At 73.5% G+C, this 21,712-nt stretch carries 18 protein-coding genes and 1 pseudogene; 11 read left to right on the top strand and 8 right to left on the bottom strand.

Going from position 1 to position 21,712, the window contains the following annotated elements:
- Nucleotides 1-46 precede the first annotated feature (46 nt).
- From ACFYY2_RS01820 to ACFYY2_RS01795, 6 genes are all read right to left on the bottom strand, one after another.
- Nucleotides 47-646, bottom strand: a complete 600-nt coding sequence (locus ACFYY2_RS01820) for a class F sortase (RefSeq protein ID WP_388735614.1) — start codon at nt 644-646, stop codon at nt 47-49.
- Between the two features lie 81 nt (nt 647-727).
- Nucleotides 728-1,099: a hypothetical protein gene (locus tag ACFYY2_RS01815; RefSeq protein WP_388735612.1), complete on the bottom strand. Its 372-nt coding sequence runs from the start codon at nt 1,097-1,099 to the stop codon at nt 728-730.
- A gap of 103 nt (nt 1,100-1,202) precedes the next feature.
- The gene (locus ACFYY2_RS01810) at nt 1,203-3,293 is read right to left on the bottom strand and encodes an ATP-binding protein (RefSeq protein WP_388735610.1); all 2,091 of its coding nucleotides are present in this window, start codon (nt 3,291-3,293) and stop codon (nt 1,203-1,205) included.
- A complete protein-coding gene (locus tag ACFYY2_RS01805) occupies nt 3,277-3,999 on the bottom strand; it encodes a response regulator transcription factor (RefSeq protein ID WP_388735607.1) in 723 nt (240 codons plus the stop codon). The genes ACFYY2_RS01810 and ACFYY2_RS01805 overlap by 17 nt, the downstream gene beginning before the upstream one ends.
- Nucleotides 4,000-4,238: 239 nt before the next feature.
- A complete protein-coding gene (locus ACFYY2_RS01800) occupies nt 4,239-4,409 on the bottom strand; it encodes a hydrophobic protein (protein ID WP_327111949.1) in 171 nt (56 codons plus the stop codon).
- A 261-nt stretch (nt 4,410-4,670) separates the two neighbouring features.
- Nucleotides 4,671-6,983, bottom strand: a complete 2,313-nt coding sequence (locus tag ACFYY2_RS01795) for a SpoIIE family protein phosphatase (RefSeq protein WP_388735604.1) — start codon at nt 6,981-6,983, stop codon at nt 4,671-4,673.
- Nucleotides 6,984-7,363: 380 nt separating this feature from the next.
- Between ACFYY2_RS01795 and ACFYY2_RS01790 the strand changes: the two genes are divergently transcribed.
- The 8 genes and pseudogenes from ACFYY2_RS01790 to ACFYY2_RS01755 all read left to right on the top strand — a co-directional run bounded on the left by ACFYY2_RS01790 (nt 7,364) and on the right by ACFYY2_RS01755 (nt 16,041).
- Complete coding sequence (locus ACFYY2_RS01790; RefSeq protein WP_388735601.1) at nt 7,364-7,600, top strand: hypothetical protein; 237 nt, start codon at nt 7,364-7,366, stop codon at nt 7,598-7,600.
- Nucleotides 7,601-7,751: 151 nt separating this feature from the next.
- Nucleotides 7,752-8,351: pseudogene (locus ACFYY2_RS01785) on the top strand (TetR/AcrR family transcriptional regulator); the annotation flags it as partial.
- 46 nt (nt 8,352-8,397) lie between these two features.
- Nucleotides 8,398-10,056 (top strand): acyl-CoA dehydrogenase family protein, encoded by a 1,659-nt coding sequence (locus ACFYY2_RS01780; protein ID WP_388735598.1) that lies wholly within the window; start codon nt 8,398-8,400, stop codon nt 10,054-10,056.
- A 316-nt stretch (nt 10,057-10,372) separates the two neighbouring features.
- Nucleotides 10,373-10,912, top strand: coding sequence for an ArsR/SmtB family transcription factor (locus ACFYY2_RS01775; RefSeq protein WP_388735595.1), 540 nt, complete (start codon nt 10,373-10,375; stop codon nt 10,910-10,912).
- On the top strand, nt 10,909-12,201 hold the full coding sequence (locus tag ACFYY2_RS01770) for an MFS transporter (RefSeq protein WP_388735593.1): 1,293 nt from the start codon (nt 10,909-10,911) through the stop codon (nt 12,199-12,201). The genes ACFYY2_RS01775 and ACFYY2_RS01770 overlap by 4 nt, the downstream gene beginning before the upstream one ends.
- Before the next feature lie 89 nt (nt 12,202-12,290).
- On the top strand, nt 12,291-12,998 hold the full coding sequence (locus ACFYY2_RS01765) for a GntR family transcriptional regulator (RefSeq protein WP_388735590.1): 708 nt from the start codon (nt 12,291-12,293) through the stop codon (nt 12,996-12,998).
- A gap of 200 nt (nt 12,999-13,198) precedes the next feature.
- Entirely contained in the window at nt 13,199-14,503 is a 1,305-nt protein-coding gene (locus tag ACFYY2_RS01760; RefSeq protein WP_388735587.1) for an amidohydrolase family protein, read from the top strand.
- Between the two features lie 188 nt (nt 14,504-14,691).
- The gene (locus ACFYY2_RS01755) at nt 14,692-16,041 is read left to right on the top strand and encodes an amidohydrolase family protein (RefSeq protein WP_388735584.1); all 1,350 of its coding nucleotides are present in this window, start codon (nt 14,692-14,694) and stop codon (nt 16,039-16,041) included.
- A 106-nt stretch (nt 16,042-16,147) separates the two neighbouring features.
- On the opposite strand, the gene ACFYY2_RS01750 is transcribed toward ACFYY2_RS01755, so the two are convergent.
- Nucleotides 16,148-18,157, bottom strand: coding sequence for a hypothetical protein (locus ACFYY2_RS01750; protein ID WP_388735581.1), 2,010 nt, complete (start codon nt 18,155-18,157; stop codon nt 16,148-16,150).
- A 328-nt stretch (nt 18,158-18,485) separates the two neighbouring features.
- The gene (locus ACFYY2_RS01745; RefSeq protein ID WP_327111959.1) at nt 18,486-18,728 is read right to left on the bottom strand and encodes a DUF6411 family protein; all 243 of its coding nucleotides are present in this window, start codon (nt 18,726-18,728) and stop codon (nt 18,486-18,488) included.
- Nucleotides 18,729-19,045: 317 nt separating this feature from the next.
- On the opposite strand from ACFYY2_RS01745, the gene ACFYY2_RS01740 reads away from it, so the two are divergent.
- The 3 genes from ACFYY2_RS01740 to ACFYY2_RS01730 all read left to right on the top strand — a co-directional run bounded on the left by ACFYY2_RS01740 (nt 19,046) and on the right by ACFYY2_RS01730 (nt 21,700).
- Nucleotides 19,046-19,246 (top strand): hypothetical protein, encoded by a 201-nt coding sequence (locus tag ACFYY2_RS01740; protein WP_388735579.1) that lies wholly within the window; start codon nt 19,046-19,048, stop codon nt 19,244-19,246.
- Between the two features lie 344 nt (nt 19,247-19,590).
- Nucleotides 19,591-20,466 carry an SDR family oxidoreductase gene (locus ACFYY2_RS01735; RefSeq protein WP_388735576.1) on the top strand — a complete coding sequence of 292 codons (876 nt, stop codon included), beginning with the start codon at nt 19,591-19,593 and terminating at the stop codon, nt 20,464-20,466.
- Nucleotides 20,467-20,515: 49 nt separating this feature from the next.
- Entirely contained in the window at nt 20,516-21,700 is a 1,185-nt protein-coding gene (locus ACFYY2_RS01730; protein WP_388735573.1) for an alcohol dehydrogenase catalytic domain-containing protein, read from the top strand.
- The last annotated feature ends 12 nt before the right edge of the window (nt 21,701-21,712 follow it).

Here is a 21,712-nt window from a genome sequence, read left to right as displayed (position 1 = left end):
GGTGCGCCGCACGGGCGGCGGACCCGGAGGTGCCGGGGAGACGCCCTCAGCGCAGGGAGGCGTACACGATGAGGTTGTCCACGGGGTGCCCGTCGGCGTCGAAGGCCCCGTCGCAGGTGATCAGACGGAGGACACGTTCGTCCGTCGGTCCGTAGACCTTGTCGGTGGGGAACGCCTTCTTGCTGACGGTCTGCGTGCCGGTGACCCTGAAGTGCGTCTGCCTGCCCCCCACGTCGGACACGGCGATGTCCGCGCCCCGGCCTATCCGGTGCAGGTCGTGGAAGACCGCCCTGCCGAACCGTGTGTCGTTGTGGCCGATGAGCACGGCGGCGCCCGGCTCGCCGGGAACGGCCCCGCCCGCGTACCAGCCTGCCGTCATGCCCTTCTCGGCCGGCGGGACCTCCACCGTGCCGTCCTCGTTCAGCCCCAGTCTCAGCAGGTCGCTGTCTATCCCGAGCGACGGCACGGTCAGCCGTGACGGTGCCGGGGCCTTCGGCGACTGCGGCTTGGGGGAATCGTGGGCGACCGCGCTCACGGACGACTCCGGTGCGTCAGCCGCGCCGCAGGCGGTGACAGGGGCGAGCAGCAGGAAGACGGCCGCGGCCACGGCGGTCCGCCGCGACGGGTGCGGGGTGAAGGGAGGCATGAGTACTCCGGTGCGCTGGACGAGCGGGGGGACGTACGGCGGGTGGCGCCGCTCCCGGGAGAGCGGCGCCACCGTGCGGGATCAGCCGTTGCGCTGAGCGGCGGTCCGTCGGCGTACGACGAGGACGCCGGCGCCCGCGAGCAGGACCGTGCCCGCCGCCGTGCCGTACAGCGCCGTGCCGGCGGCGTCCTGGGCGGGGCGCTCCCCCGCGTCGACGCCGCCGCGGGGCAGCCGGCCCGCCGGTGCGGGTGCCGCGGTCGGCCTCGCGGGACGGCTCGCCCGGCTGGGCTCCGGAGTGGCGGTGCGCTCCGCGGGCGCCGCCGAGGCGGGGGCGGGCTCGGCGGGCACCGGGGTGGGGGTGCCGTCGGCCAGGGCCGCCGCCGACGGGAGCAGCACGGCGCCGGCGACCACGGCGGTGAGGACGGTGGTGCGGACGATGGGACGAAGGGACATGAAGGACTCCGATTCCGGCTCGGCGTTCTGTGGGGCCCGTGCACGTGTGCGCGCCGGGCGGCCGAGCGTGACCTCAGAGTGGAGGGGAGTTGTGAGGAAGCTGTCAGACCGCTGTGTTCATCGGATCAGGGCCCGCGGCAGGGAAGCGGAGGGTGAAGACGGAGCCCTCTCCGACGGTGCTGGCCGCCTCGGCGGTCCCTCCGTGGGCCTCGACGAGTTTGCGGACGATCGCCAGTCCCAGGCCGCTGCCGCCCGTGCGGCGGTTGCGCGACTTCTCGGCGCGCCAGAACCGGTCGAAGACGTGGGGCAGGGCCTGCGGCGCGATACCCGTGCCGGTGTCGGCGACTTCGACCACCACGTCCTGGCCCGCCTTCCCGGCCCCGTCCGCGTACGCCCTCAGGGTCACCCGACCGCCCGCCGGCGTGTGCCGCACGGCGTTGGTCACCAGGTTGCCGATCGCCTGACGCAGTCTCACCGGGTCGGCGACGAGCTCGGGGACGGGTGCGCGCGGGGCGTGCGGATCCACGTCCAGGGCGACACCGGCGGCCTCGGCCGGTGCCTGGTGGGCGGCCACGACGTGGGCGAGCAGTTCGTCGATCCGCACCGGCTCCGGGTGCAGCCGCAGGGCTCCGGCGTCGGCCGCCGCCAGGTCCTGGAGGTCGTCGATGATGTGCTGCAGTTGCACGGCCTCCTCCAGGAGCGAGGAGACGAAGCCCGCGTCGGGGTCGGCGATGCCGTCCTGCGCCCCCTCCAGCCACCCGCGGATGTTGCTCAGCGGGGTGCGCAGTTCGTGCGCGACGTCGCTCACCATCGCCTTGCGCTGTTCCTCCGAGCGGGCGCGGTGCGCCGACATGTCGTTGAAGGCGGCCGCCAGGCGGCCGATCTCGTTGTCGGCGGCGACGACCACGTGCGGTGGGTCCTCCCCGTCGCGCATCCGCTGCGCGGCGCCGGTGAGCGCGTGGAGCGGCCGCACGAGCCGGGCGCCGGCGAGGACCGAGGCCCCGACCGTGAGGGCGAGAACCAGTGCGGCCACGCCGATGATCTTCGCCGTGTTCGCCGAGGACAGCTCGAAGCCGGGGACCGCACCGCCGCCGGGGTCGGTGATGAACAGCAGGGCCGGGGACGCCACGTAAGAACTGAGCTGCTCCTGACGCGCGAGGGCGACGCAGGAGGCGATGTCGCGGTCGTTCTCGCTGTCGGGAGGGGGCACCGGGCCGGGCACGGGCGTCGCGGCCGGCTGGGGCCGAGCGGTGGCCCGCTGGGCCGGCCGCAGTCCTTCCGCGTCAACGCTCCCGGCCGGTGCGGCTGTCGGAACCGGCTCGCGGGGAGCGCCGGGGGCGGGCATGGGAGTCGGCTCACGGTAGGCGGCGGTGCGCGATTCCCCTGCCGTGCTCCAGGAGAGGTCGAGGTCCAGCCGCACCGCGTCGCGCCCCTGCCGGTCCAGGCAGGCGTCGACGAGTTCGTTGAGCCCGGTGAGCGCCTTGCGCTCGGTGGCCGTGGGGCGGTCCAGCGCGTCCATGGAACACCGGGTGCTCCGCGTGCGGTCGGGGTCGTTGCCCACCACGGCTATGCGGGGGCGCCCGCTCGGTCCCTCCACGACGTCGGAGGCGATCCCGGAACGGCCGAGGCACAGCACCGCCGACTCGGCGGCGCGCTTCAGCGACGCACGCTCGGCCTCGGGCAGCCGGAACGGGCCGACGGCGCGCGGGTCGACGCGGTCGCTCGTGGAGCGCGGTGCCCCGTCCGCTCCGGGTGCCGCGACCGTCACCGACCCCGCTTCGGACCCGGGCGTCACCGCGGCGACGGACAGCGGGTCCACGACCGCCGACGCCTGGGGCGGCAGTGGCGGCGGGGCCGGGGTGGAGCCGGCCGAGTCGGCGATCACCGCCCGGCTCTGGGTCGTGAGGGTGATCCGCCGGTCGGACTCGTCGGCCAGTGCCTCGACGGTGGGCCCCACCCCTTGCCAGCCAGGGTGCTCGGCGGCGTAGGCGAGCAGGGTGTCCAGGACCCGGGTGTCCGCCGCGAGGTTACGCCCCTGTTCCTGCTCGATGGCACCGGATGTCGTCTGCACGGCCAGCCACGCCGTCGCGGCCACCGAACAGGCCGCCACCAGGGCCGAGACCGCCAGCAGCCGGCCCAGCAGGCTCTTGCGCAGGGGCAGCCGGTGGCCGTCGTGGTCAGAGCGACGCGGCACGTGAGGCGCCCTTCCGCGGATCCGTGAGCTTGTAGCCGACGCCGAACACGGTGAGCAGTCGCACCGGACGTCTGGGCGCGCGCTCGATCTTCTTGCGGAGGTTCATGATGTGCACGTCGACGGTACGGCTGCTGATGTACCGGTCGAAGCCGTGGAGTTCGGCGAGCAGCTGTTCCCGCGTGAACACCCGGTCCGGCTCGGCGGCCATCGTCGACAGGAGCCGGAACTCGCCCGGTGTGCACTCGACTCCCACGCCGTCGACCGCGACCTCGTGGCGCAGGGGATCGACGGCGAGCGTGCCCACCGTCAGGACGTGACCGGTCCCGCGTTCCGCGTCCCTCCGGGTGCGGCGCAGGAGCGTGCGTACGCGCGCCATGAGTTCACGCGGGCTGTACGGCTTCGTCATGTAGTCGTCCGCGCCGAGGTCGAGCCCGAGCAGCAGATCGTCCTCGGTGGCCCGTGCGGTCAGCATGAGGACGGCGGTCTCCCGCGCCTCGGCGCGGAGGACGCGGACCACGTCGAGCCCGTCGGCCCGGGGCATCATCACATCGAGGACCAGCAGGTCGGGCGAGCCCTGCCGGGCCTGTTCCAACGCGGCGAGGCCGTCCGACACCACGGTGACCGCGTGCCCCTCCCGTTCGAGGTAGCGGCGGACCAGCTCGGCCTGTTTCGCGTCGTCTTCAGCGACGATGACGTTTGCGCACACGGGGCGATCGTAAGGGAGCCCTGGACGCGCAGGCTGAGGTGGCCGGGGGCCCACCGGTGGAGGTGCGCGGTTCCCCTGCGCGTCCGGCGGGCCTCCCGGACACACTGTGCTCCTGCCCCGCGCCTGCGCCGTCCTCCCGCCCGGTCACCGCATTTTCACGCGAACCGCACACGGCTGAGGGGCGGTCCGGGACCTCTCGGTCCGGGACCGCCCCTCAGCACCGTGGGGACGAGCGGCGGCTACCAGCGGTACCAGCGGCCACGTCGGCCACCGGTGCCCGCGGATCGCATGACGAAGCCGAGCAGCCATACGGCGAGCACGATGACGGCCACGATCCACAGGGCCTTCAGTGCGAACCCGGCTCCGAAGAGAACCAGGGCGAGAAGCAGGACGAGAAGCAGGGGAACCATAGTTATCAACCTCCGAAAAGGCGGGTGCCCCGGCGCTCCCGGCGCATGCCTGGGAAGTTGTCTGTTTCTTGTCCGTCGTGGCGGGCATGCGATTTCGCCTGGTGGGGGCCGTCCCCGCAGCCATGACGCCCGGCCGGCCCGGCCGGCCCGCTCGGCATGGCTTGTCGGCCTGTCGGCCGCGGGACGGCACGCCGATCACGGCGACACGGTTACGGCCGCGGGCGGATACGGGCGGCAGCGGTCAGGGCAACGGCAACACGTCTACGGCCACGACGAGAAGGGCGTTCCCGGGACGGGCACCGCCTGCTCGGTCCAGATCGTCTTGCCCTCGCTCGTGAAGCGGGCTCCCCAGCGCTGAGCGAGCTCGGCGCAGATGAACAGCCCGCGGCCGCCCTCGTCCGTGCTGCGGGCGTGGCGCAGGTGGGGGGCGACGAAGCTCGAGTCGCTGACCTCGCACGTCAGCGTGGGGCCGTTGACGAGGCGTAGCTGCAAGGGAGGCGTTCCGTAGCGGATCGCGTTGGTGGCGAGCTCGCTGACGATGAGTTCGGTGCCGAACGTCAGCGCGTCGAGGCCCCATTCGGCCAGCCGCCGCCGGGCCCATTCGCGCGCTTCGGCCACCGCCGACGGCTCCGGCGCGAGGTCCCGGGTGGCGACCCTGTCGGCGCCGAGGGCATGGGTGCGGACGAGGAGCAGGATCGCGTCGTCGGCGTGCCGTCCGTCGGGAGCCACCGAGCGGACGGCTTCCCCGCACAGATCCTCCAGTGTGTGTCCGGTGCCGGAGAGCGCGCGCAGGAGACCGTCACGACGTTCCTCCGCCCGGGAGCCGTCCGCCCCCAGGAACACGTCCGTGTACAGGCCGACGACGCTGCCCTCGCCCAGACCGAAGGAGGCCGCGGCGAACACCGCCCCGTCGGAGTCCTCGCCGAGGGCGGGGGCGTGCGGCAGGTCGGGAATGTCCGTCGTGCCGTCGGGGTGCGCGAGCAGCGGCGGCGGGTGCCCGGCGAGGGCGATCGTGCACGTGAGGGTGAGCGGGTCGTAGATGCCGTACGCCAGAGACGCGGTCAGGGCCTCCTCGGGCGGGAGGCGGCCAGGGTCGGCGGCCGCTCTCTCGGCTGCGAGCCGGGCCGTCGTGTCGTTGAGCCGGGCGAGCAGTTCGTCGCATTCGAGGTCCAGTGAGGACAGGGTGTGGATCGCGGTGCGGAGCTGGCCCATGGCCGCGGTCGACTGGATGCCCTCGCCGGACACCCGGCCGACGGTGAACGCCACACGTGCGCCCGACAGGGGGATGACGTCGGACCACCCTCCGCCGGCTCCCCTCGGACGGTGGAAGTGGCACGTCTCCAGGGCGTCGCGGCGGGGCGGGTTCTGCGGGAGGAGATGGTTCTGGAGCGTGAGCGCGATGGTGTGCTCACGCGTGTAGCGGCGGGAGTTGTCGACGTGCAGAGCGGTGCGCGCGGCCAGCTCCAGAGCGAGCTCCAGGTCCTCCTGCTCGAATGCCGCACGGCCGGCCGACCGGTGGAGACTCAGCGTCCCGAGCACGCCACCGCGCAGGGTGAGCGGGGCGATGATCGTCGAGTGCGGCTCCGGGCGGCCGGAGCCGGATTCGGGGCTGTGGACGATGAGGTGGGGCCGCAGGTCGGTGAGGGCCTGCGACCACGCCGCGGGAAAGCGGAGGGGGGCGGGTCCCCCGTCCGCCTGCGGCGTGCCGGCGGGGGCGAAGGCCATGCGCCGCAGCGGTATTTCGAGCGGGACGGGCGCCAACGGCGGTTCGTCGCCGCGGAGCACCGGGTCCAGGAGGTCGACCTCCCCGCCGTCGGCGAAGGCGGGCACCAGGACACGGAGGAGTTCGGCACAGGTGGTGTCCATCTCCAGGGTGTGCCCCACGCCCTCGCGCAGCGCGTCGAGGACGCGGGTGCGCGACAGGGCGTGTTCGCGTCCGGTGACGTCGACCACCGACGAGGCGAGACCGAGGTTCTGGCCGTCGGCGTCACGGAGCGGGAACACGGACACCTGGTACAGGTGCTCCCGGGTGGGGTCGGTGGGCGGGTTGGCCCCCACGATCCTGTCGAGCGCGGGCTCACCGGTGGCGAGCACTTCCTTCAACATGGCGGTGGTGGCCGCCGGGCTGCTGAGCCGGATCACCTCCGTCATCCGGCGCCCGATCAGCTGCTCGGCCGGGATGCCGCTGACCCCGCCGGCGGCGGTGTTGACCCGCAGCACGCGCAGTTCGGGGTCAAGGACCTGCATACCGATGGGCGACACGGTGAAGAGGGCCCGCAACAGCGCCTCGCCGAGCGGATCCTCGTGGCGGTCCGACACGGTCCTGTACAGACCCCAGGCGTGGGAGCCGTCCCGGCAGGTCACCGGGCGTACCAGTAGCCCCGCCCGCGGTGTCCCGGCCCTCGTCAGCCACGCCTCACCGTCGGCCGGGGCGGGCAGCAGTTCCCGGACCGGGCGTCCCAGCGCCGTGGACTCCGTACGGCCGAACAGTGCTTCGGCCTCCAGGCTCCACTCCAGCACGGCCCCCGACGCACCCACCACGACCAGCGGCACGTCATCGGATGCGGATGCCATCGGACGCTTCGCCTCCGCTCCTCCCGAGGGCACCGCCTGGCATGCGTGCCCGTGCCCGGCCTCCCTCCCAGGTTGCGGGCGGCCGGGGTTGTCTGCACGTCGGCGGGCTCCCGCTGAGCCGGACGGGTGCGCCGGACGAGACGCCCGTCGTGCCGGGCAGACCTCTCCCAGGTAGTCGCACGGCCGGGGCGTCCGGTTTCCGCTTCTCGCGCGCGACCGGCAGCACCCGAAGCACGGGGGCGTCCGGCCGTGCACCGGCCGCGTCCGCGCCCTCCGCTTGCGCGATTTCCCGGCGGGAATGCCTACCGGGACAGCCCACCGGACCGTCCGCTCCTGTCCGGCGGCCGGTGCCGGGGCGGACGCGGAGCGAGGAGAAGCACATGAGGGATGTGGGCGCGATGGAGCCTTTGGCGACGTTCTGCGGCAACTGCGACTGCGGATGCCCGCAGCTGTTCGTCGACGAGACCGCGCCGGAGGACCGCAGGGTCGTGATCACCGACGACTTCGGTCAGCAGATCCGGATGAGCACCGATCAGTTCGGCTCGATCGTCCAGGAGGCCAAGGCGGGCAATCTGGACGCGGTGGTCGAGAGCGCGGGCGTTCCCTCGGCGGGCTGAGACGGGCCCGGACCTGCGAACGCACCTCCCGCACGGGCGCCCCGCCACCCGTGCGGGAGGAATGCCGTGCACGAGGAACACCATGCGGAAGGAATGCCGTGTGGCGACGGCTCTCTTGCCGCCAAGTTATGAATGATGGTTCACTTCTTTCATGGCCTACCGCAAGACCCCGGCCGAGCTCCACCGCCTGGAAGCCGCCCGCGACCGGCTCGTCGCCCGGGCCACCGACGTCGTGGCCGAGGTCGGCTGGGCCCAGGCGTCCGTGACCGCGGTCGCGGGCGCGGCGGGAATCGCCGCCGGGTCGGTGTACCAGCACTTCCCGTCGAAGGCGGCGCTGGCCGTCGAGGTGTTCCGGCGGGCGGCCCGGCGCGAGGTGGAAGTCCTGGGTGAGGTCCTCGGCGGTGCGGGCACCCCCGTCGAGCGCATCGCGGCGGGCGTCCAGGTCTTCGCCCGGCGCGCCTTGGAGAACCGGGGACTGGCCTACGCCCTGCTCGCGGCCCCGGCCGAGCCGGCCGTCGGTGCCGAGCGCCTGGAGTTCCGCCGCCGGTACCGCACGCTCTTCGCCGAGGTGATCGCGGAAGGCATGGCACAGGGCGTCCTGCCTCCCCAGAACGGCGACGTGACCGCGGCGGCGCTCACCGGTGCGATCGGCGAGGTCCTGGTCGCACCGCTCGGCGCTCCGGAGGGCGACGACACCACGGAACTGCTCACCGACCTCACCGCGATGGCCCTGCGCTGCGCGGGGGCCCCGCACGCTGTTCCGTCGCACCCACCCGTCCCAGCCCCGGAGGGCCGCCATGTCCGCGACCGACGTTCTGTCCAGCCGCCCCTCGGGGACCACCCACGAGGTGACCAATCAGCCACCGCCGCTGACGGGCCATGACGTCGCCGACGACGTCGTGCTGCTCGACGGCGTACGCCGCGAGGGCGCGGAGTGGTGCCTGGACGACCTGCACGCGCTGGGCCGGCGCGCCGGGAGCGAGGAGGTGCAGCACTGGGCGGACGAGGCCAATCGCCACGAGCCCGTACTGCGGACCCACGACCGCTACGGGCACCGGGTCGACGAAGTGGACTTCCACCCCGCCTACCACTCCCTCATGGACGTGGCCATCGGGGAAGGACTCGGAGGCGCCCCCTGGTCGGACGCGCGACCCGGGGCACACGTGGCACGCGCGGCGGGCTTCATGGTGTGGAGCAGCGCCGAGGCGGGCCACGGCTGCCCCGTCTCCATGACCTACGCGGCAGTGCCGGCCCTGCGCCACTCCCCCGCTCTCGCGAAACTGTACGAGCCCCTGCTGACCAGCCGTGTGTACGACCCCGGCCTGCGCGCCCCGGCCGGGAAGCGCGGACTGCTCGCGGGCATGGGCATGACCGAGAAGCAGGGCGGGACCGACGTACGCGCCAACACGACCACCGCGACGGAACGGCCCGACGGCACCTGGCGGCTGCGCGGCCACAAGTGGTTCACCAGCGCGCCGATGAACGACCTGTTCCTGGTGCTCGCCCAGGCACCGGCCGGGCTCTCGTGCTTCCTCGCCCCGCGCGTCCTGCCGGACGGGAGCCGGAACACCTTCCGGATCCAGCGGCTGAAGGACAAGCTCGGCAACCGCTCCAACGCCAGCAGCGAGCCCGAGTTCGACGACACCGTGGCCTGGCTCGTCGGGGACGAGGGCAGGGGTGTACGCACCATCATCGACATGGTCACGATGACCCGGCTCGACTGCGTGCTGGGGTCCGCCGCCGGAACGCGCGCCGCACTGGCCCAGGCCGCCCATCACGCACGGCACCGGGCGGTGTCCGGCGCGAAGCTCGTCGACCAGCCGCTCATGCGCAACGTCCTCGCCGATCTCGGGCTGGAGTCCGAGGCGGCGACCACCCTCGCACTGCGCCTGGCCGGGGCGACGGACCGGGCCCAGCGCGGCGACTCGCAGGAGCGCGCCTTCCTCCGCCTCGCCACGGCGATCGGCAAGTACTGGGTGTGCAAGCGCCAGCCGGCCGCGGTCGCGGAGGCGCTCGAATGCCTCGGCGGCAACGGTTACGACGAGGCGTCAGGCATGCCCCGCCTCTACCGCGAGGCCCCGCTCAACGGAATCTGGGAGGGCTCGGGCAACGTCAACGCCCTGGACATGCTGCGCGCTCTCGCGCGTGAGCCCGAGTCACTCCATGCCTTCCGTACGGAGATCGAGGCCGCCGCCGGAGCCGACGGGCGTCTCGACGCGGCCTGGCGCGAGCTGCAAGGCGAGTTCACCCTCACCGAGGACGCCCCGCTGCGCGCCCGCCGCGTGATCGAGCGCGCCGCCCTCGTGCTGCAGGGGTCCCTGCTCGTCCGCCACGCACCGCACGCCGTGGCCGACGCCTTCTGCGCGTCGCGTCTGGCGGGCGACCGCGGCCTCGCGTTCGGCACCCTGCCGCCCGGCTCCGACTTCACGGCGCTGCTCGGACGGCTCCCCGTCTGAGCTCTGCCGTCCTCGCCCTCGTCCTCGTACCCGTCCTCGTCCTCGTACCCGTTGCTCGGCCGGCCGTGGCGTTGCGTTCCGCCGTCCGCCACCGTGGCCGGGCCGGGGAACACCCCTGCCGGCGTGCGGGTGATGCGCAGGCTTCCGACCGGGCGTCGCGGCGGGAGAGATCTCCGGAACCGGGGGTTTCCAACGACCCCTCCCGTCGACGGCTGGTGCGGGCTCCGGCACTGGCTCACGCGCGCCGGACAGCGGATTCCGGAGCATCGGGCGAATCCCCTTGCGCAATGGTCAAGGGTCGTTGACCATTGCTCGCATGCCCACCGACGAACTGCCCGAGACGTTTCACGTCACCACGGACGAGCAACTGCGCGCCGTCTCCAGTCTCACGCGCCACCGGATCATGGCCGTGCTCCGCTTCGAGCCCGCGACGATCACCCAGATCGCCGAGCGGGTGGGCCTCGCGAAGGGGAGTTCCAGCTACCACGTGCGCCTGTTGGAGCGGGCAGGCCTGGTGAAGGTGGTGCGGACACGGAAGGTCAGGGGTGTCACCGAGCGGTACTACGCCATGGCCGCCCGGACGATCACGCTGCCGGATCCGGGCGAGGGAGGACCGGACACGCTGATGCGGCATGCGGTGGCGGACCTGGAGGCTGCGCCGACGGACGCCGAGCGGCACGTGGGCATGGCGCATCTGCGGCTCTCCGACGAGCAGTTCGCACAGCTGGGAGCACGACTGCAGGCACTGGCGGACGAGTTCCGGGAGCTGTCCGATCCCTCGCTGCCGGACGCGTCACTCGTCTTCGCGCTGTTCCACCCGGCTCAGCGGAAGCAGGCCGACGGGGGTGCCGAATGACGGACGTCAGGGAGTTACCGGCCGGCTTCGGGCGGTTGTGGACCGCGCAGACGGTGTCCTCGCTCGGCGACGGGGTGACCCAGGCCGCGTTGCCGCTGATCGCGTTGACGCTGACACGGGATCCGATGGCACTCGCCGTCGTCACGGCCGCGGGCACGCTGCCTTGGTTGCTCTTCGGGGTGCTCGGCGGTGCGCTGGTGGATCGCTGGGACCGTCGGCGCGCGATGTGGGCAGCGGACGCGGGGCGCGCGGCGCTGCTCACGATACCGGCGGTGGCGACCGCGCTCGATCTGCTGAGCATTCCGCTTCTCGCGGCCGTCGCCTTCCTGCTCGGCCTCGGCGGGCTCTTCTTCGACACGGCCGCCACGGCCTATCTGCCGGACCTGCTGCGCCGTGACCCCGCGCTCCTGGAGCGCGCCAACACCCGCCTGCGCGGCGCCCAGACCGCCATGTCCGGTTTCGCCGGGCCGCCCGCGGGCAGTGTGCTGCTCGCGTTCGGACGGGCGGTTCCGCTGCTGGCTGACGCGGTGTCGTTCCTGGTCTCCGCGCTGCTCGTCCGTACGCTGCCCGCCGCGCCCCGCCCAGTGCCGGAGGCCCGCGAGTCCCTGCTGCGGCAGGCGCGGGCCGGGGCTTCGTACGTCTTTCGCGACCGGGTCCTGCTGGGGCTCGCGCTCCGCCCGGCGGTCGGGAACATCGCCTTCATCGCCGTGGAGACCGTCCTCGCCCTCTTCGCGCACGAACGCCTCGGCATCGACACCTACGGCTTCGGACTGCTCCTGACGGCCGAGGCCACGGGCGGTCTGCTCGGTGCGGGCATCGCCTCCCGCCTCGGCCGACGGCTGGGCACCGGCACCGCGCTGACCTGCACGGCCGCCGCGGAAGGGCTTGCCATCCTGGGCCTGGCCGCGGCCCCGAACCCGTACGTCGCAGGGCTCGCACTCGCCGCATGCGGAGCCGGCATGGGCGCCACGATGGTGCTCGGGCCTTCCCTCCGGCAAGCGATCGTCCCGCCCCACCTGATGGGCCGGGTCGCCTCGACCTCGCGCATGCTGGCGATGTGCGCCGCCCCCGTCGGGGCGTTCCTCGGCGGCTGGCTGGCCACAACGTACGACATCCGCACCCCGGTCTACACCGCCGCGGGCCTTCTCCTGGCGATGACGGCCGTCACGGCATCCATGACCAGCGACCGCCGGATCGACGCGGCGCTACGTGCCGCCGCCCCGGACGGCGGGACGGATCACCCGTCACCCAAGGAGCCCGCTCAGGAGAGTGCGCCCGGCTCGCCGTGAGGCGCGGAGTCCGGCCGGAGGGCGGCACACGTCCGCCGACGTATCCTCACCGGGGCGCGAAGGACCGTGGAAGGAAGAGGTCGGACAAGGTGGCGGACAGCAGCAGGACCGGCCCGGCGGCCCCGGAGGGCGGAACACGCACACCGGCCCACCGGGCCTCCGCCTCACTCAGCGCTCAGGCACGCGAGGCCGTCCTGCAGCGCATCGTCGACCGGCGCTACGAACAGGGGTCCCGTCTCGTGGAACGGGAGGTCGCCGAGGAGCTGAGCATGTCCCGTGTACCCGTGCGCGAGGCGCTGCGCGCACTGGTCACCGAGGGGCTCCTGGAGCTGCTGCCGCACAGCGGGGTGCGTGTCCGGCGCCTCGCACTCACCGACGTGGAGCATCTGTACGAGGTGTGGGAGCCCCTCGCGGTCCAGGCGTCGCGCCTCGCCGCCCGGGCGGTGGCGGCCGGAAACGCCGGGCATCTCGTCGCGCTGGAGGCCACGCTCCGTCAGGCCGAGTCGGCTGCCGCGGCGGACGAGGGGCCACGCGAAGTGGCCGCTCACACCGCGTTTCACGAGGGTGTGGTCGCGATGGCGGCCAACCCGCTGCTCGCCCGCACGATGGAACAGCTGAGCTGGCAGCTGCGGCTGCTGTTCGGTCTGCGCGAGGAGCCCGCACACATGCGGGCCCAGCACGCGGAGATGTACCGGCACATCTCCGCCGGCGACGCGGAGGCCGCGGCGGCGAGCACGCTCCTGCACGTGCGTGACAGCAGGGCCGTCGCCCTGCGGACCATGTTCGGCGGGTCCTGACCGGGTCGGTGCACGCGGGTTCGCGCACCGGCCTCGTATACCAGGTTCGTATACCAACAGATCACATGCGCGGAGTCGCCAACACACCCAAGGGGCCAAAGCGCAGATTTCCGTACGACCTGGGCGCGACTCTTGCCCGGCCGTCGTAGACTGGTATACAAACTGGGGACTCATCGACTCACTCCCCCCAAGGAGCTCCCGTGTGCGTCGAAGCCACACCCCCGCCCCCCGGCAGGCTGACCCGACGCGGAGTGCTCGCCGGCGCCGCCGCCCTCGCGGGTACCGTCGCCGCCGCCCGCTCGGCGGCCGCCGCGCCCTCGGACGGTGGGACCGCGCCGGGTTCCGCCGGCCGGCACGCCTCCCACCCCGCCGCACGGGGCGCAAGCCTCGTCATCGAGGGCGGCACGCTCCTCGACCCGGCCACCGGTGACGTCACCGAGAACGCCGTCGTCGTCATCGAGGCCGGGACCGTGCGTGCCGTGGGCCGCCGGGGCAGCGTCACCGTGCCGCGGAACACCGAGACTTTGGACGCACAAGGCCGCTGGGTCCTGCCGGGGCTCGTGGACGCGCACATCCACCTCAGCACCGCGACGGAGGCCCGCGACGCCGTCCGCCAGGGCGCGACCAGCGCGCGCAGTGGCTCGACGGCCTTCTTCCAGGACGTCGCAGTCCGCGAACTCGCACGTCACAGCCCCGAACTCGCGCCCCGGCTGACCGCGGCGGGCGTGTTCGTCACGCCTGACCTCGGTGAGACGGTGCTCGCCGACCCCGACCTCACCACGCTCGCGCGTCTCAAGGACGGTGTCCGCTCCGCCGAGGCCCTGCGCCGCGTCGTGCAGGTGAACCTCGCCCGGGGCGCCGATGTGATCAAGACGCGGGTCAACGAGCGCGCGGGTCTGCCCGAGCAGGACCCGCTCGCCCAGGTGTACTCGCACGAGCAGCTCTCCGAGATCGTCGCCGCGGCCCGCCGGGGCGGCAAGGGCGTCCTCTGCCACAGCTACAGCGAGCAGGGCTGCCACGACGCCGTCACGGCCGGCATCCGCTCCCTCGAACACGGGGCGTTCGTCGGCGAGCGGACCCTGCACGAGATGCGCCGCAGGGGCACGTACTTCACGCCGACGCTCACGGCCATCGCAGGCCTGACCGAGTCCACGGACCCGGTCCTCGCCGAGCGGGGGCGCACCTACCTTCCCGTGCTGGAACGAGCCGTCCTCGCCGCTCACGGCATGGGTGTCCCCCTGGCCGCGGGAACCGACTCGTCGGGAGGCACCGTCCGCCCCATCGGGCGGGAGGTGGAGCTGATGCACGCGGCGGGACTGTCACCGCTCGACGCGATCCGTACGGCCACGACCGGCGCGGCACGGCTCCTGGGGCTGGAGCGCACGGTGGGCCGCCTCGCGCGCGGCTTCACGGGCGACGCGATCATCCTGGACGGCGACCCGCTGGCCGATGTCGCCCGGCTGAAGAAGCCCGCGCGAGTGGTCCGGGCCGGCATCCCCCTCTGATGAACCCCACGACGGCGGGGCGACCCGCCGTCCCGGCCGGGCGGTCGTCCGGTCACGGTCCGTGCGCGTGCCGGACCCACGGCCGCCCCCTGCGGGCACCCCCACGCACCGGCCGGGACTTCTCCGATCGGCCGGCGTGCGGCACGCGCTCCCGACACCATCCACCTCCCCACGCAGCAGGAGCCCTCATGCAGCCGACACCGTCGTCCACCGGTACCTTCTCGCGCCGATCGATGCTGGCGGGTGCCGCCGCCCTGGCCGGCACCGCAGCCACGTCCGCCCCCGCTCACGCGGCCACGACGCACACCGGAGCGGCTTCGGCCGCGACCGCCGGAGCCACGGACAGGTCCGGGAACCACGCCGGGGCGACGGTCTTCCGCGACGTACGTCCGTACGGAGCGGAGGCCACCGATCTCGTGGTCGTCGACGGCACGATCTCGCACGGTCCGGCGCCGCGCGGAGCGCGGGTCGTCGACGGGGGCGGCCGGATCGCTCTCCCGTCCCTCGTGGACGCGCACATCCACCCCGACAAGACGACGTGGGGCGGATCGTGGGTGTCACGGCGCCCGGCGAACGGCATCGCCGACTACGTGGCCCAGGACGTGGAGCTGTTCCACAGTCAGCGCCGCCCCGTCCAGGAGCGGGCGTACGGCCTGATGGCGCACGCCGTGACCCGCGGCACGCGCGCGATGCGGGCCCACGTCGACGTGGCCCCGGCCTACGGCCTGGCCGGGGTGGAAGGGGTGGCCGCGGCTCGTGACCGCCTGGGTCACGCGCTGGACGTCCAGATCGTGGCGTTCCCGCAGCACGGCGTGATCCGTACCCCGGGCACGGCGGAGCTGCTGGAGGAGGCCGCCCGCTCCGGCGCCGTGGACATGATCGGCGGCATCGACCCGATCGGCTTCGACCAGGCCCTCGACGAACAGCTGGACCTGGTCTTCGGAATTGCGGACCGGCACGGGACCGGCGTGGACATCCATCTGCACGACCGCGGGGAGAAGGGGCTCGACGCCATGCGCGGCATCATCGAGCGGACCCGTGCGCTGTCCCTCACCGGCAAGGTCACGGTCAGCCACGTCTTCTGCCTGCCCGGCCTGTCGGACACCGAACTCGCCGCGGTGGCCGCGGACCTGGGTGACCTGGACATCGCGCTCACCACGGTTGCGCCGTCCGAGTCCCTGGTGCTGCCCGTCGCCCGGCTGCGCGAACACGGTGTGCGGGTGGGACTGGGCTCCGACGGTGTGCGCGACTCCTGGAGCCCGTTCGGTGACGCCGACATGCTGCACCGCGCCCATCTCCTGGGATGGGTGACGGACGTGCGGCTGGACGAGGAGCTGACGGACTGTCATCGTGTCGCCGCCGACGGTGGAGCGGACGTCATGGGCCTCGCCCACGCGGATCTGCGGCCGGGCTCACCGGCCGACTTCGTCCTCGTGCGGGGCGAATGCCTGCCGCAGGTCGTGGTGGACATGCCCCGGAGGGACGTGGTCGTGCACGGCGGGACCGTGGTGGCCAGGGACGGGGAGCTCCTGGCCTGAGCCGTAGGCCGGAAGGGCCGGGCCGGCGCGGAGTCTCCCCCCGCCGGGTACGAGCGGCGGCCGGCCCTGCCGCGAGCGCCCCGGAGACTCCACCGCGGAGTGCCCGTCACCGCACCGACTGCATCGTCCCTCCGCCTCGGAGCGTCGCACTCGCCCGGAACCCCGCGTCGCGTGGTGCGGGGACGGCCAGGCTCTGCCCCTTGGACGCTCCTCGCACCGAGCCCGTGACCTGGATACCCGTGGCCGCCCGGCTTCCCGCGGCCAGTACGTACCAGGCGCCCGCCGGAGACCTCCAACGGGTCGAGGCGACGACGTGCTGGCCGAAGCGGCTGCACAGGGCGGTGTTGCGCCGGTCGGCGACGAGCTCAGCCGGAGCCGTGGCCGACGTCGCGGGCGGGACGAACTGCACGAGGACCCGTCCCTGTCCCCGCCAGGTGTCGGCCCTGGTGCACACCCAGCCCGCGCTCGTACGGGTGCCGGGAAGCGGCTGCTCGGCGAACTGCCAGTGGTTGACCGCGCGCACCCCTGAGCCCCGCAGGCTCTGGAGCGAGCACGCGGTACGCGCCCAGCCGACCAGCGCGTCGGCACCGGTCGCCTCGCGCGGCTGCCTCGCCGGTGCGCCGGATCCCGGTTTCGGTGTGTGGGTCAGGTGCACGGGCGAGAGGTCCCCGAGATCCGTCACGAGGAAGGCGTGCTTCTCCACGATCTTCTCCGAGGACCGCAACTGCACCACGGGCCAGGACCGGCATCCGCCGCCGGCCGCCGGGCCGGACACCGCCGCGGTGACCCCGTCCGGGTCCACGGCCAGCGGCCGCGCCGGACTGTCCGGGGTGAGGAGGTCGCGCGTCGCCGACTCCGCGATCCAGGGCGCCAGCAGGAACCGGGCGGCGCCGCCCGAGCGGCTGACGACGACCGCGGCGGCCGTGGTGACATCCGCGTCGTCGACCCTGGCGAAGTCGAGTTCGGGAGCCCCGACGCGGGACAGCGGCTCGGCGTACCGGACGACGCGTACGCCACCGTCGTGGAACAGCACCACGGCCTCGTCGTCCAGATCACCCGCGAAGAGCAGTCGCGGCGACTGGGCCGGGGGCACGTCGGGGGTGCCCGGGGCCCGGGTGACCGCGGTGCCCGCGGGCGGCCGGCCCCAGGTGCCGAGTGCGCGCGTGAGCAGCGCCTCGTCGTCGGTGCGGCTGCCCCGGGGCGCCCAGGCGCTGAAGTCCACGCGTGAGGTGTCGGCCCACTGCCCTGCGGGCGTCCGCGCCAGGGCGACGGGGTCCAGCGCGCCGACGGCCGGCATCGTGCGCGGGGCCGCGGCGGGCGGTCCGGAACGGCCGGTCCCGGCGGCCGCGTTGAGGGCCAGGCCTCCCGCCACGGCGAGGAGGGCCACCGCCGCCGTCGCCGCTCGCCTCCGGTTACGGCGTCGCAGGAGGTCACTGGGCCGGGTCTGCACCGTGCAGGGATCGAACTCCGGCGACCGGAGCAGCGTCCGGACCCGGTCGTGGTCGCTCCCCGCGATCTCTCCGGCCGTCCTGACGGCGTCGGCCGGATCGGCGACACCGGCCTCGCCGAGCAACGCGCGCGTGCCGTCGTCCGACAGGGACTCCAGGAACAGCAGCCCCAGTGCGGCACGGGCGGGTCCCGTCACCTCCGCCACCGCCCGGTCCAGGGTGAACTCCTCGATCCCGCCCGCTCGCGGGAAGAGCCGGAGCCCCCGCACCACCGGCATCGAGGGACGCAGCGCCGCGGGCGGGGGCAGGCGCGCGGGCCACCAGAAGGGGCGCGCGTCGTGGGCCAGGGCGGTGCGTACGACGCGGAGGCGGACTCCGGCGTAGGCGGACGACTGCGGGCCGCCCCCGCCGACGGAACCGGCGGTCCGGGGGGCGGGGACGGCTCCCTCACCGTGTCCGGGCGCGGCGGGCGCGCCGCCGTACAGAGCGCGCTGCACCGAGGCGTGTGCGGCGAGCACCCTGCGGTGCCTGCCGAGGGACGGTGGCAGCGTGAGGTAGGCCAGACGTACGAGGCGCGGGTAGTGCTCGACGAGCGCGGCCTCGGCCTCCTTCACGTCGAGGCGCGCACCGTTGCCGAGGATGCGGAGCGGCGAGGGATGGAGCGGCATGGGTGGGTGCCTTCCGTGCCGTGGGCGGAAACCGTCACTGGGGCAAACGAGCCAATCGTGTGACGGTCACATCAAGCCCGTCGCCCCCTAGCGAGGCACGGCGGGAGCGCGGCGGCGGCCAAGGCGCACTGCACCACCAGGATGCGGAGGACCGACACCCTCATCACCGGTCGCACGCCCACCGGCCTCGGCGCCCTCGTCTGAGCCGGCGCTGCCCCGGTCCGCCCCGGGTGAGCGGGCAGAGAAGCCCCGGTGCCCCGGACCGTCGTCGTGGTCGGTCCGGGGCACCGGGGCTCCGCCGCCGCGGGAACACCCGTCGGCCGTGCCGTCAGAAGGGCATACGGCCACGGGCGCGGCGACCGGCCGAGCCACTGTGGCCGACGGCCTTGGAGCTGCTGCGGAAGGGCTTGCTGAATATCCGGCCCAGCACACCGGGCGCCTTGCCGCCCGCGCGCGATCCGAGCCCCAGGGTGCGCTGCGTGCCGCGTTCCGGGTGCCGGGACAGGCGCGGCACGAAGAAGGCCAGGACGGCCAGAACGACGCATACGGCAACGATGCCGACCACCACCATGACGAACTCCTCACATCGACGTCGGACCTGCCGTGTGCCCGACGCCGTGCCGTGTATGCCGACTCCGGCCTACGGTCACGACGCGCCCCCGGGGCGGCCGGCGGCCCCGGCGCCGTACGCGCGGCCCGGGCTCCTGCCGCCGGGCGGCTTGTCCTACTTCCGGCGGCATTCAAGTCAGCCTGTAGCCCACTTCCGTGACGATTCATCAGGTCCAGTCGAATGGCGTAGGGAACACGGAACCGCAGAGCGCCGCAGCCCGTTCTTCATGCCAATACACAGCCGCCGAGCCACGGCGGCGAGGACAGAGGAGAGGCACCATGAAGAAGACGGTCGGGTGGGCCCAGGACGGCGACGACTGGACGATCACCGTGAACGGGACCCTCTACCGGGCCATCGAGCGACCGGAGGACGGACGGGTGCACAACTACCTCGTGCGCGGGAACGACCTGGATGCCGAGTTCACCAGCCTGGGGCGTGGCCTCAGAGCGATCCGGGCTCACGAGTCCACCGCGAACTGACGCGGCATCCGTACGGACGGCGCCGGGGCACCGCCAGCGCGCCGGTGCCCGGCGCTGCCGTCGCCGCACCCCCACGCGACCGGCCGCCCGCCGTGTGGCAGCCGCGGACGACGGCATCGGAGGCCTGTGCCGGAGACGTTCGCGGGGGCGGCACCCTCGCTGCGGGCAGAACCACCCGGACCGCCCCTCGTATCCTCGACGCACATGTCGCGGATGCACCTTGTGCGGCTTATACCCAGAATGGGCTGTGCTGCAGATGCGGGTCTTCCGGTCGCCGGCCGTCCGGCCCGCGCGTCCAAAGGTGCGGAGCACCCCTGCGGCCACACCCCGTCGAGGAGGCCCATGTGACCGGCACAGCTCGTCCTCTGCACGACCGCGTCGCCGTCGTCACCGGTGCGGCGAGGGGCCTGGGCGCGGGAATGGCACGGGAACTGGCGCGACGAGGCGCCAGAGTGGCCCTGCTCGGCCGGGAGGAAGCCACGCTGGCCGAGGTGCGGGAGACGATTCCCGGGGCCCACTGCTGGGAGGTGGATGTCACCGACGACGCCCGGATGGGCCAGGTCGCCGACGAGGTCAGGGCGCGCATGGGGCACGCCTCGGTCGTCGTCGCGAACGCGGGACTGGCGGAGGGCGGCCCCTTCGGCGAGTCCGATCCTGCGACCTGGCGGCGCGTGATCGAGGTGAACCTGACCGGCAGCGCGATCAGCGCCCGCGCGTTCCTGCCCCATCTGCGGACCACCGGGGGCTACTACCTGCAGGTCGCCTCCCTCGCCTCGATCGGCGCGGCGCCCATGATGAGCGCCTACTGCGCTTCCAAGGCCGGCGTGGAGTCGTTCGCCCATTCCCTGCGCGCCGAGCTCGCCCATGAGGGCGTCGGCGTGGGGATCGCCTATCTGAACTGGACGGACACCGACATGATCCGCGACGCGGACGAGCACCCCGTACTGCGGGAGCTGCGCGCGCACATGCCGGCGCCCGCCCGCAAGGTCTACCCGGTGGAGTACGTGGCCGGACGCCTGGTGCGGGCCGTCGAACACCGGCGCGCCGCCGTGTACGCGCCCGCGTGGCTGCGCGCGACACAGGTCGTGCGTGCCGCCATGCCGCCGGTCGTCACCGCCCTGTCCAGGCGCGAGATCCCCCGGCTCCAGCGGGAGACGTCCTTCGAGGGGACGGGACTGCTCGGCGCGGGAGGCCGGGCGGACGTCGACGGGCGGAGATGACCCGAGTGGCACGAAGATCGTCCGGACCTCCGGTGGAAGGAGTCGGAGCATGCGCGCACTGACGTGGCAGGGCAAGAGGGACGTCCGGGTGGAGACCGTCCCGGACCCGAGGATCGAGGATCCGGCCGACATCATCGTCCGGATCACGTCCACCGGCATCTGCGGCTCGGATCTGCATCTGTACGAGGTCCTGGGCCCGTACCTCGACCCCGGCGACATCCTCGGCCACGAACCGATGGGCATCGTGGAGGAGGTCGGCCCGGACGTGACCTCCCTGGTCCCCGGTGACCGGGTCGTCATTCCCTTCAACAACTCCTGCGGGCACTGCTTCATGTGCGACCGGGGCCTGCAGTCCCAGTGCGAGACCACGCAGGTCCGCGCTCACGGGATGGGCGCCGCTCTCTTCGGCTACACCAAGCTCTACGGGCAGGTGCCCGGCGGGCAGGCGGAACTCCTGCGCGTGCCGTTCGGGAACAGCCTGCCGATCAAGGTGCCGCACGGACCGCCGGACGACCGGTTCGTCTATCTGTCCGACGTGCTGCCCACCGCGTGGCAGGCCGTGGAGTACGCGTCGGTGCCGCCCGGCGGGACGTTGACCGTCCTGGGGCTCGGGCCCATCGGCGCGATGGCGGCCCGCATCGCCCTGCACTGGGGCGCGGGCATGGTGGTCGGCGTCGACCTCGTCCCCGAGCGCCTGGCGCGTGCCGGGGCGGACGGCGTGAAGTGCCTCGACGTGCGCCGGCACGGCAGGGAGCTCGGCGACGTCGTCCGGGATCTGACGGAGGGCCGTGGCACGGACGCGGTGATCGACGCGGTGGGCATGGAGGCACACGGCGCTCCGGTCGCGAAGGCCGCGCACTGGGCGGTGGGGCTGGTGCCCGACGCCGTGGGCGAGCGCCTCATGGGGACCATGGGGGTCGACCGGCTGGCCGCGTTCAGGGCGGCGGTCGACATCGTGCGACGCGGCGGCACCGTCTCGGTCTCCGGCGTGTACGGCGGGGCGGCCGACCCACTGCCGATGCTGACCATGTTCGACAAGCAGATCCAGTTCAGGATGGGGCAGGCCAACGTGAAGCACTGGGTGGACGACATCCTGCCGCTGCTGAGCGACGAGGACCCGCTGGGTGTCGACACCTTCGCGACGCACCGGCTGCCGCTCGAAGCCGGCCCGGAGGCGTACAGGACCTTCCAGGACAAGCGGGACGGGATGATCAAGACGCTGCTGATTCCCTGACCGCGGGAGCCT

The sequence above is a fragment of the Streptomyces sp. NPDC001822 genome (genome assembly GCF_042892135.1).
Classification (GTDB): domain Bacteria; phylum Actinomycetota; class Actinomycetes; order Streptomycetales; family Streptomycetaceae; genus Streptomyces.
Note: the sequence above shows the minus strand (reverse complement) of the source record. Positions and strands in the feature narration are given on the sequence as shown.

Excerpts from the sequence above, each read along its gene's own strand:
- ACFYY2_RS01730 (WP_388735573.1), top strand. The coding sequence starts at position 20,516 with ATGCGCGCACTGACGTGGCAGGGCAAGAGGGACGTCCGGGTGGAGACC.
- ACFYY2_RS01790 (WP_388735601.1), top strand. The coding sequence starts at position 7,364 with ATGAGGGATGTGGGCGCGATGGAGCCTTTGGCGACGTTCTGCGGCAAC.
- ACFYY2_RS01815 (WP_388735612.1), bottom strand. The coding sequence starts at position 1,099 with ATGTCCCTTCGTCCCATCGTCCGCACCACCGTCCTCACCGCCGTGGTC.
- ACFYY2_RS01740 (WP_388735579.1), top strand. The coding sequence starts at position 19,046 with ATGAAGAAGACGGTCGGGTGGGCCCAGGACGGCGACGACTGGACGATC.
- ACFYY2_RS01795 (WP_388735604.1), bottom strand. The coding sequence starts at position 6,983 with ATGGCATCCGCATCCGATGACGTGCCGCTGGTCGTGGTGGGTGCGTCG.
- ACFYY2_RS01780 (WP_388735598.1), top strand. The coding sequence starts at position 8,398 with ATGTCCGCGACCGACGTTCTGTCCAGCCGCCCCTCGGGGACCACCCAC.
- ACFYY2_RS01750 (WP_388735581.1), bottom strand. The coding sequence starts at position 18,157 with ATGCCGCTCCATCCCTCGCCGCTCCGCATCCTCGGCAACGGTGCGCGC.
- ACFYY2_RS01745 (WP_327111959.1), bottom strand. The coding sequence starts at position 18,728 with ATGGTGGTGGTCGGCATCGTTGCCGTATGCGTCGTTCTGGCCGTCCTG.
- ACFYY2_RS01775 (WP_388735595.1), top strand. The coding sequence starts at position 10,373 with ATGCCCACCGACGAACTGCCCGAGACGTTTCACGTCACCACGGACGAG.
- ACFYY2_RS01770 (WP_388735593.1), top strand. The coding sequence starts at position 10,909 with ATGACGGACGTCAGGGAGTTACCGGCCGGCTTCGGGCGGTTGTGGACC.
- ACFYY2_RS01800 (WP_327111949.1), bottom strand. The coding sequence starts at position 4,409 with ATGGTTCCCCTGCTTCTCGTCCTGCTTCTCGCCCTGGTTCTCTTCGGA.
- ACFYY2_RS01755 (WP_388735584.1), top strand. The coding sequence starts at position 14,692 with ATGCAGCCGACACCGTCGTCCACCGGTACCTTCTCGCGCCGATCGATG.
- ACFYY2_RS01820 (WP_388735614.1), bottom strand. The coding sequence starts at position 646 with ATGCCTCCCTTCACCCCGCACCCGTCGCGGCGGACCGCCGTGGCCGCG.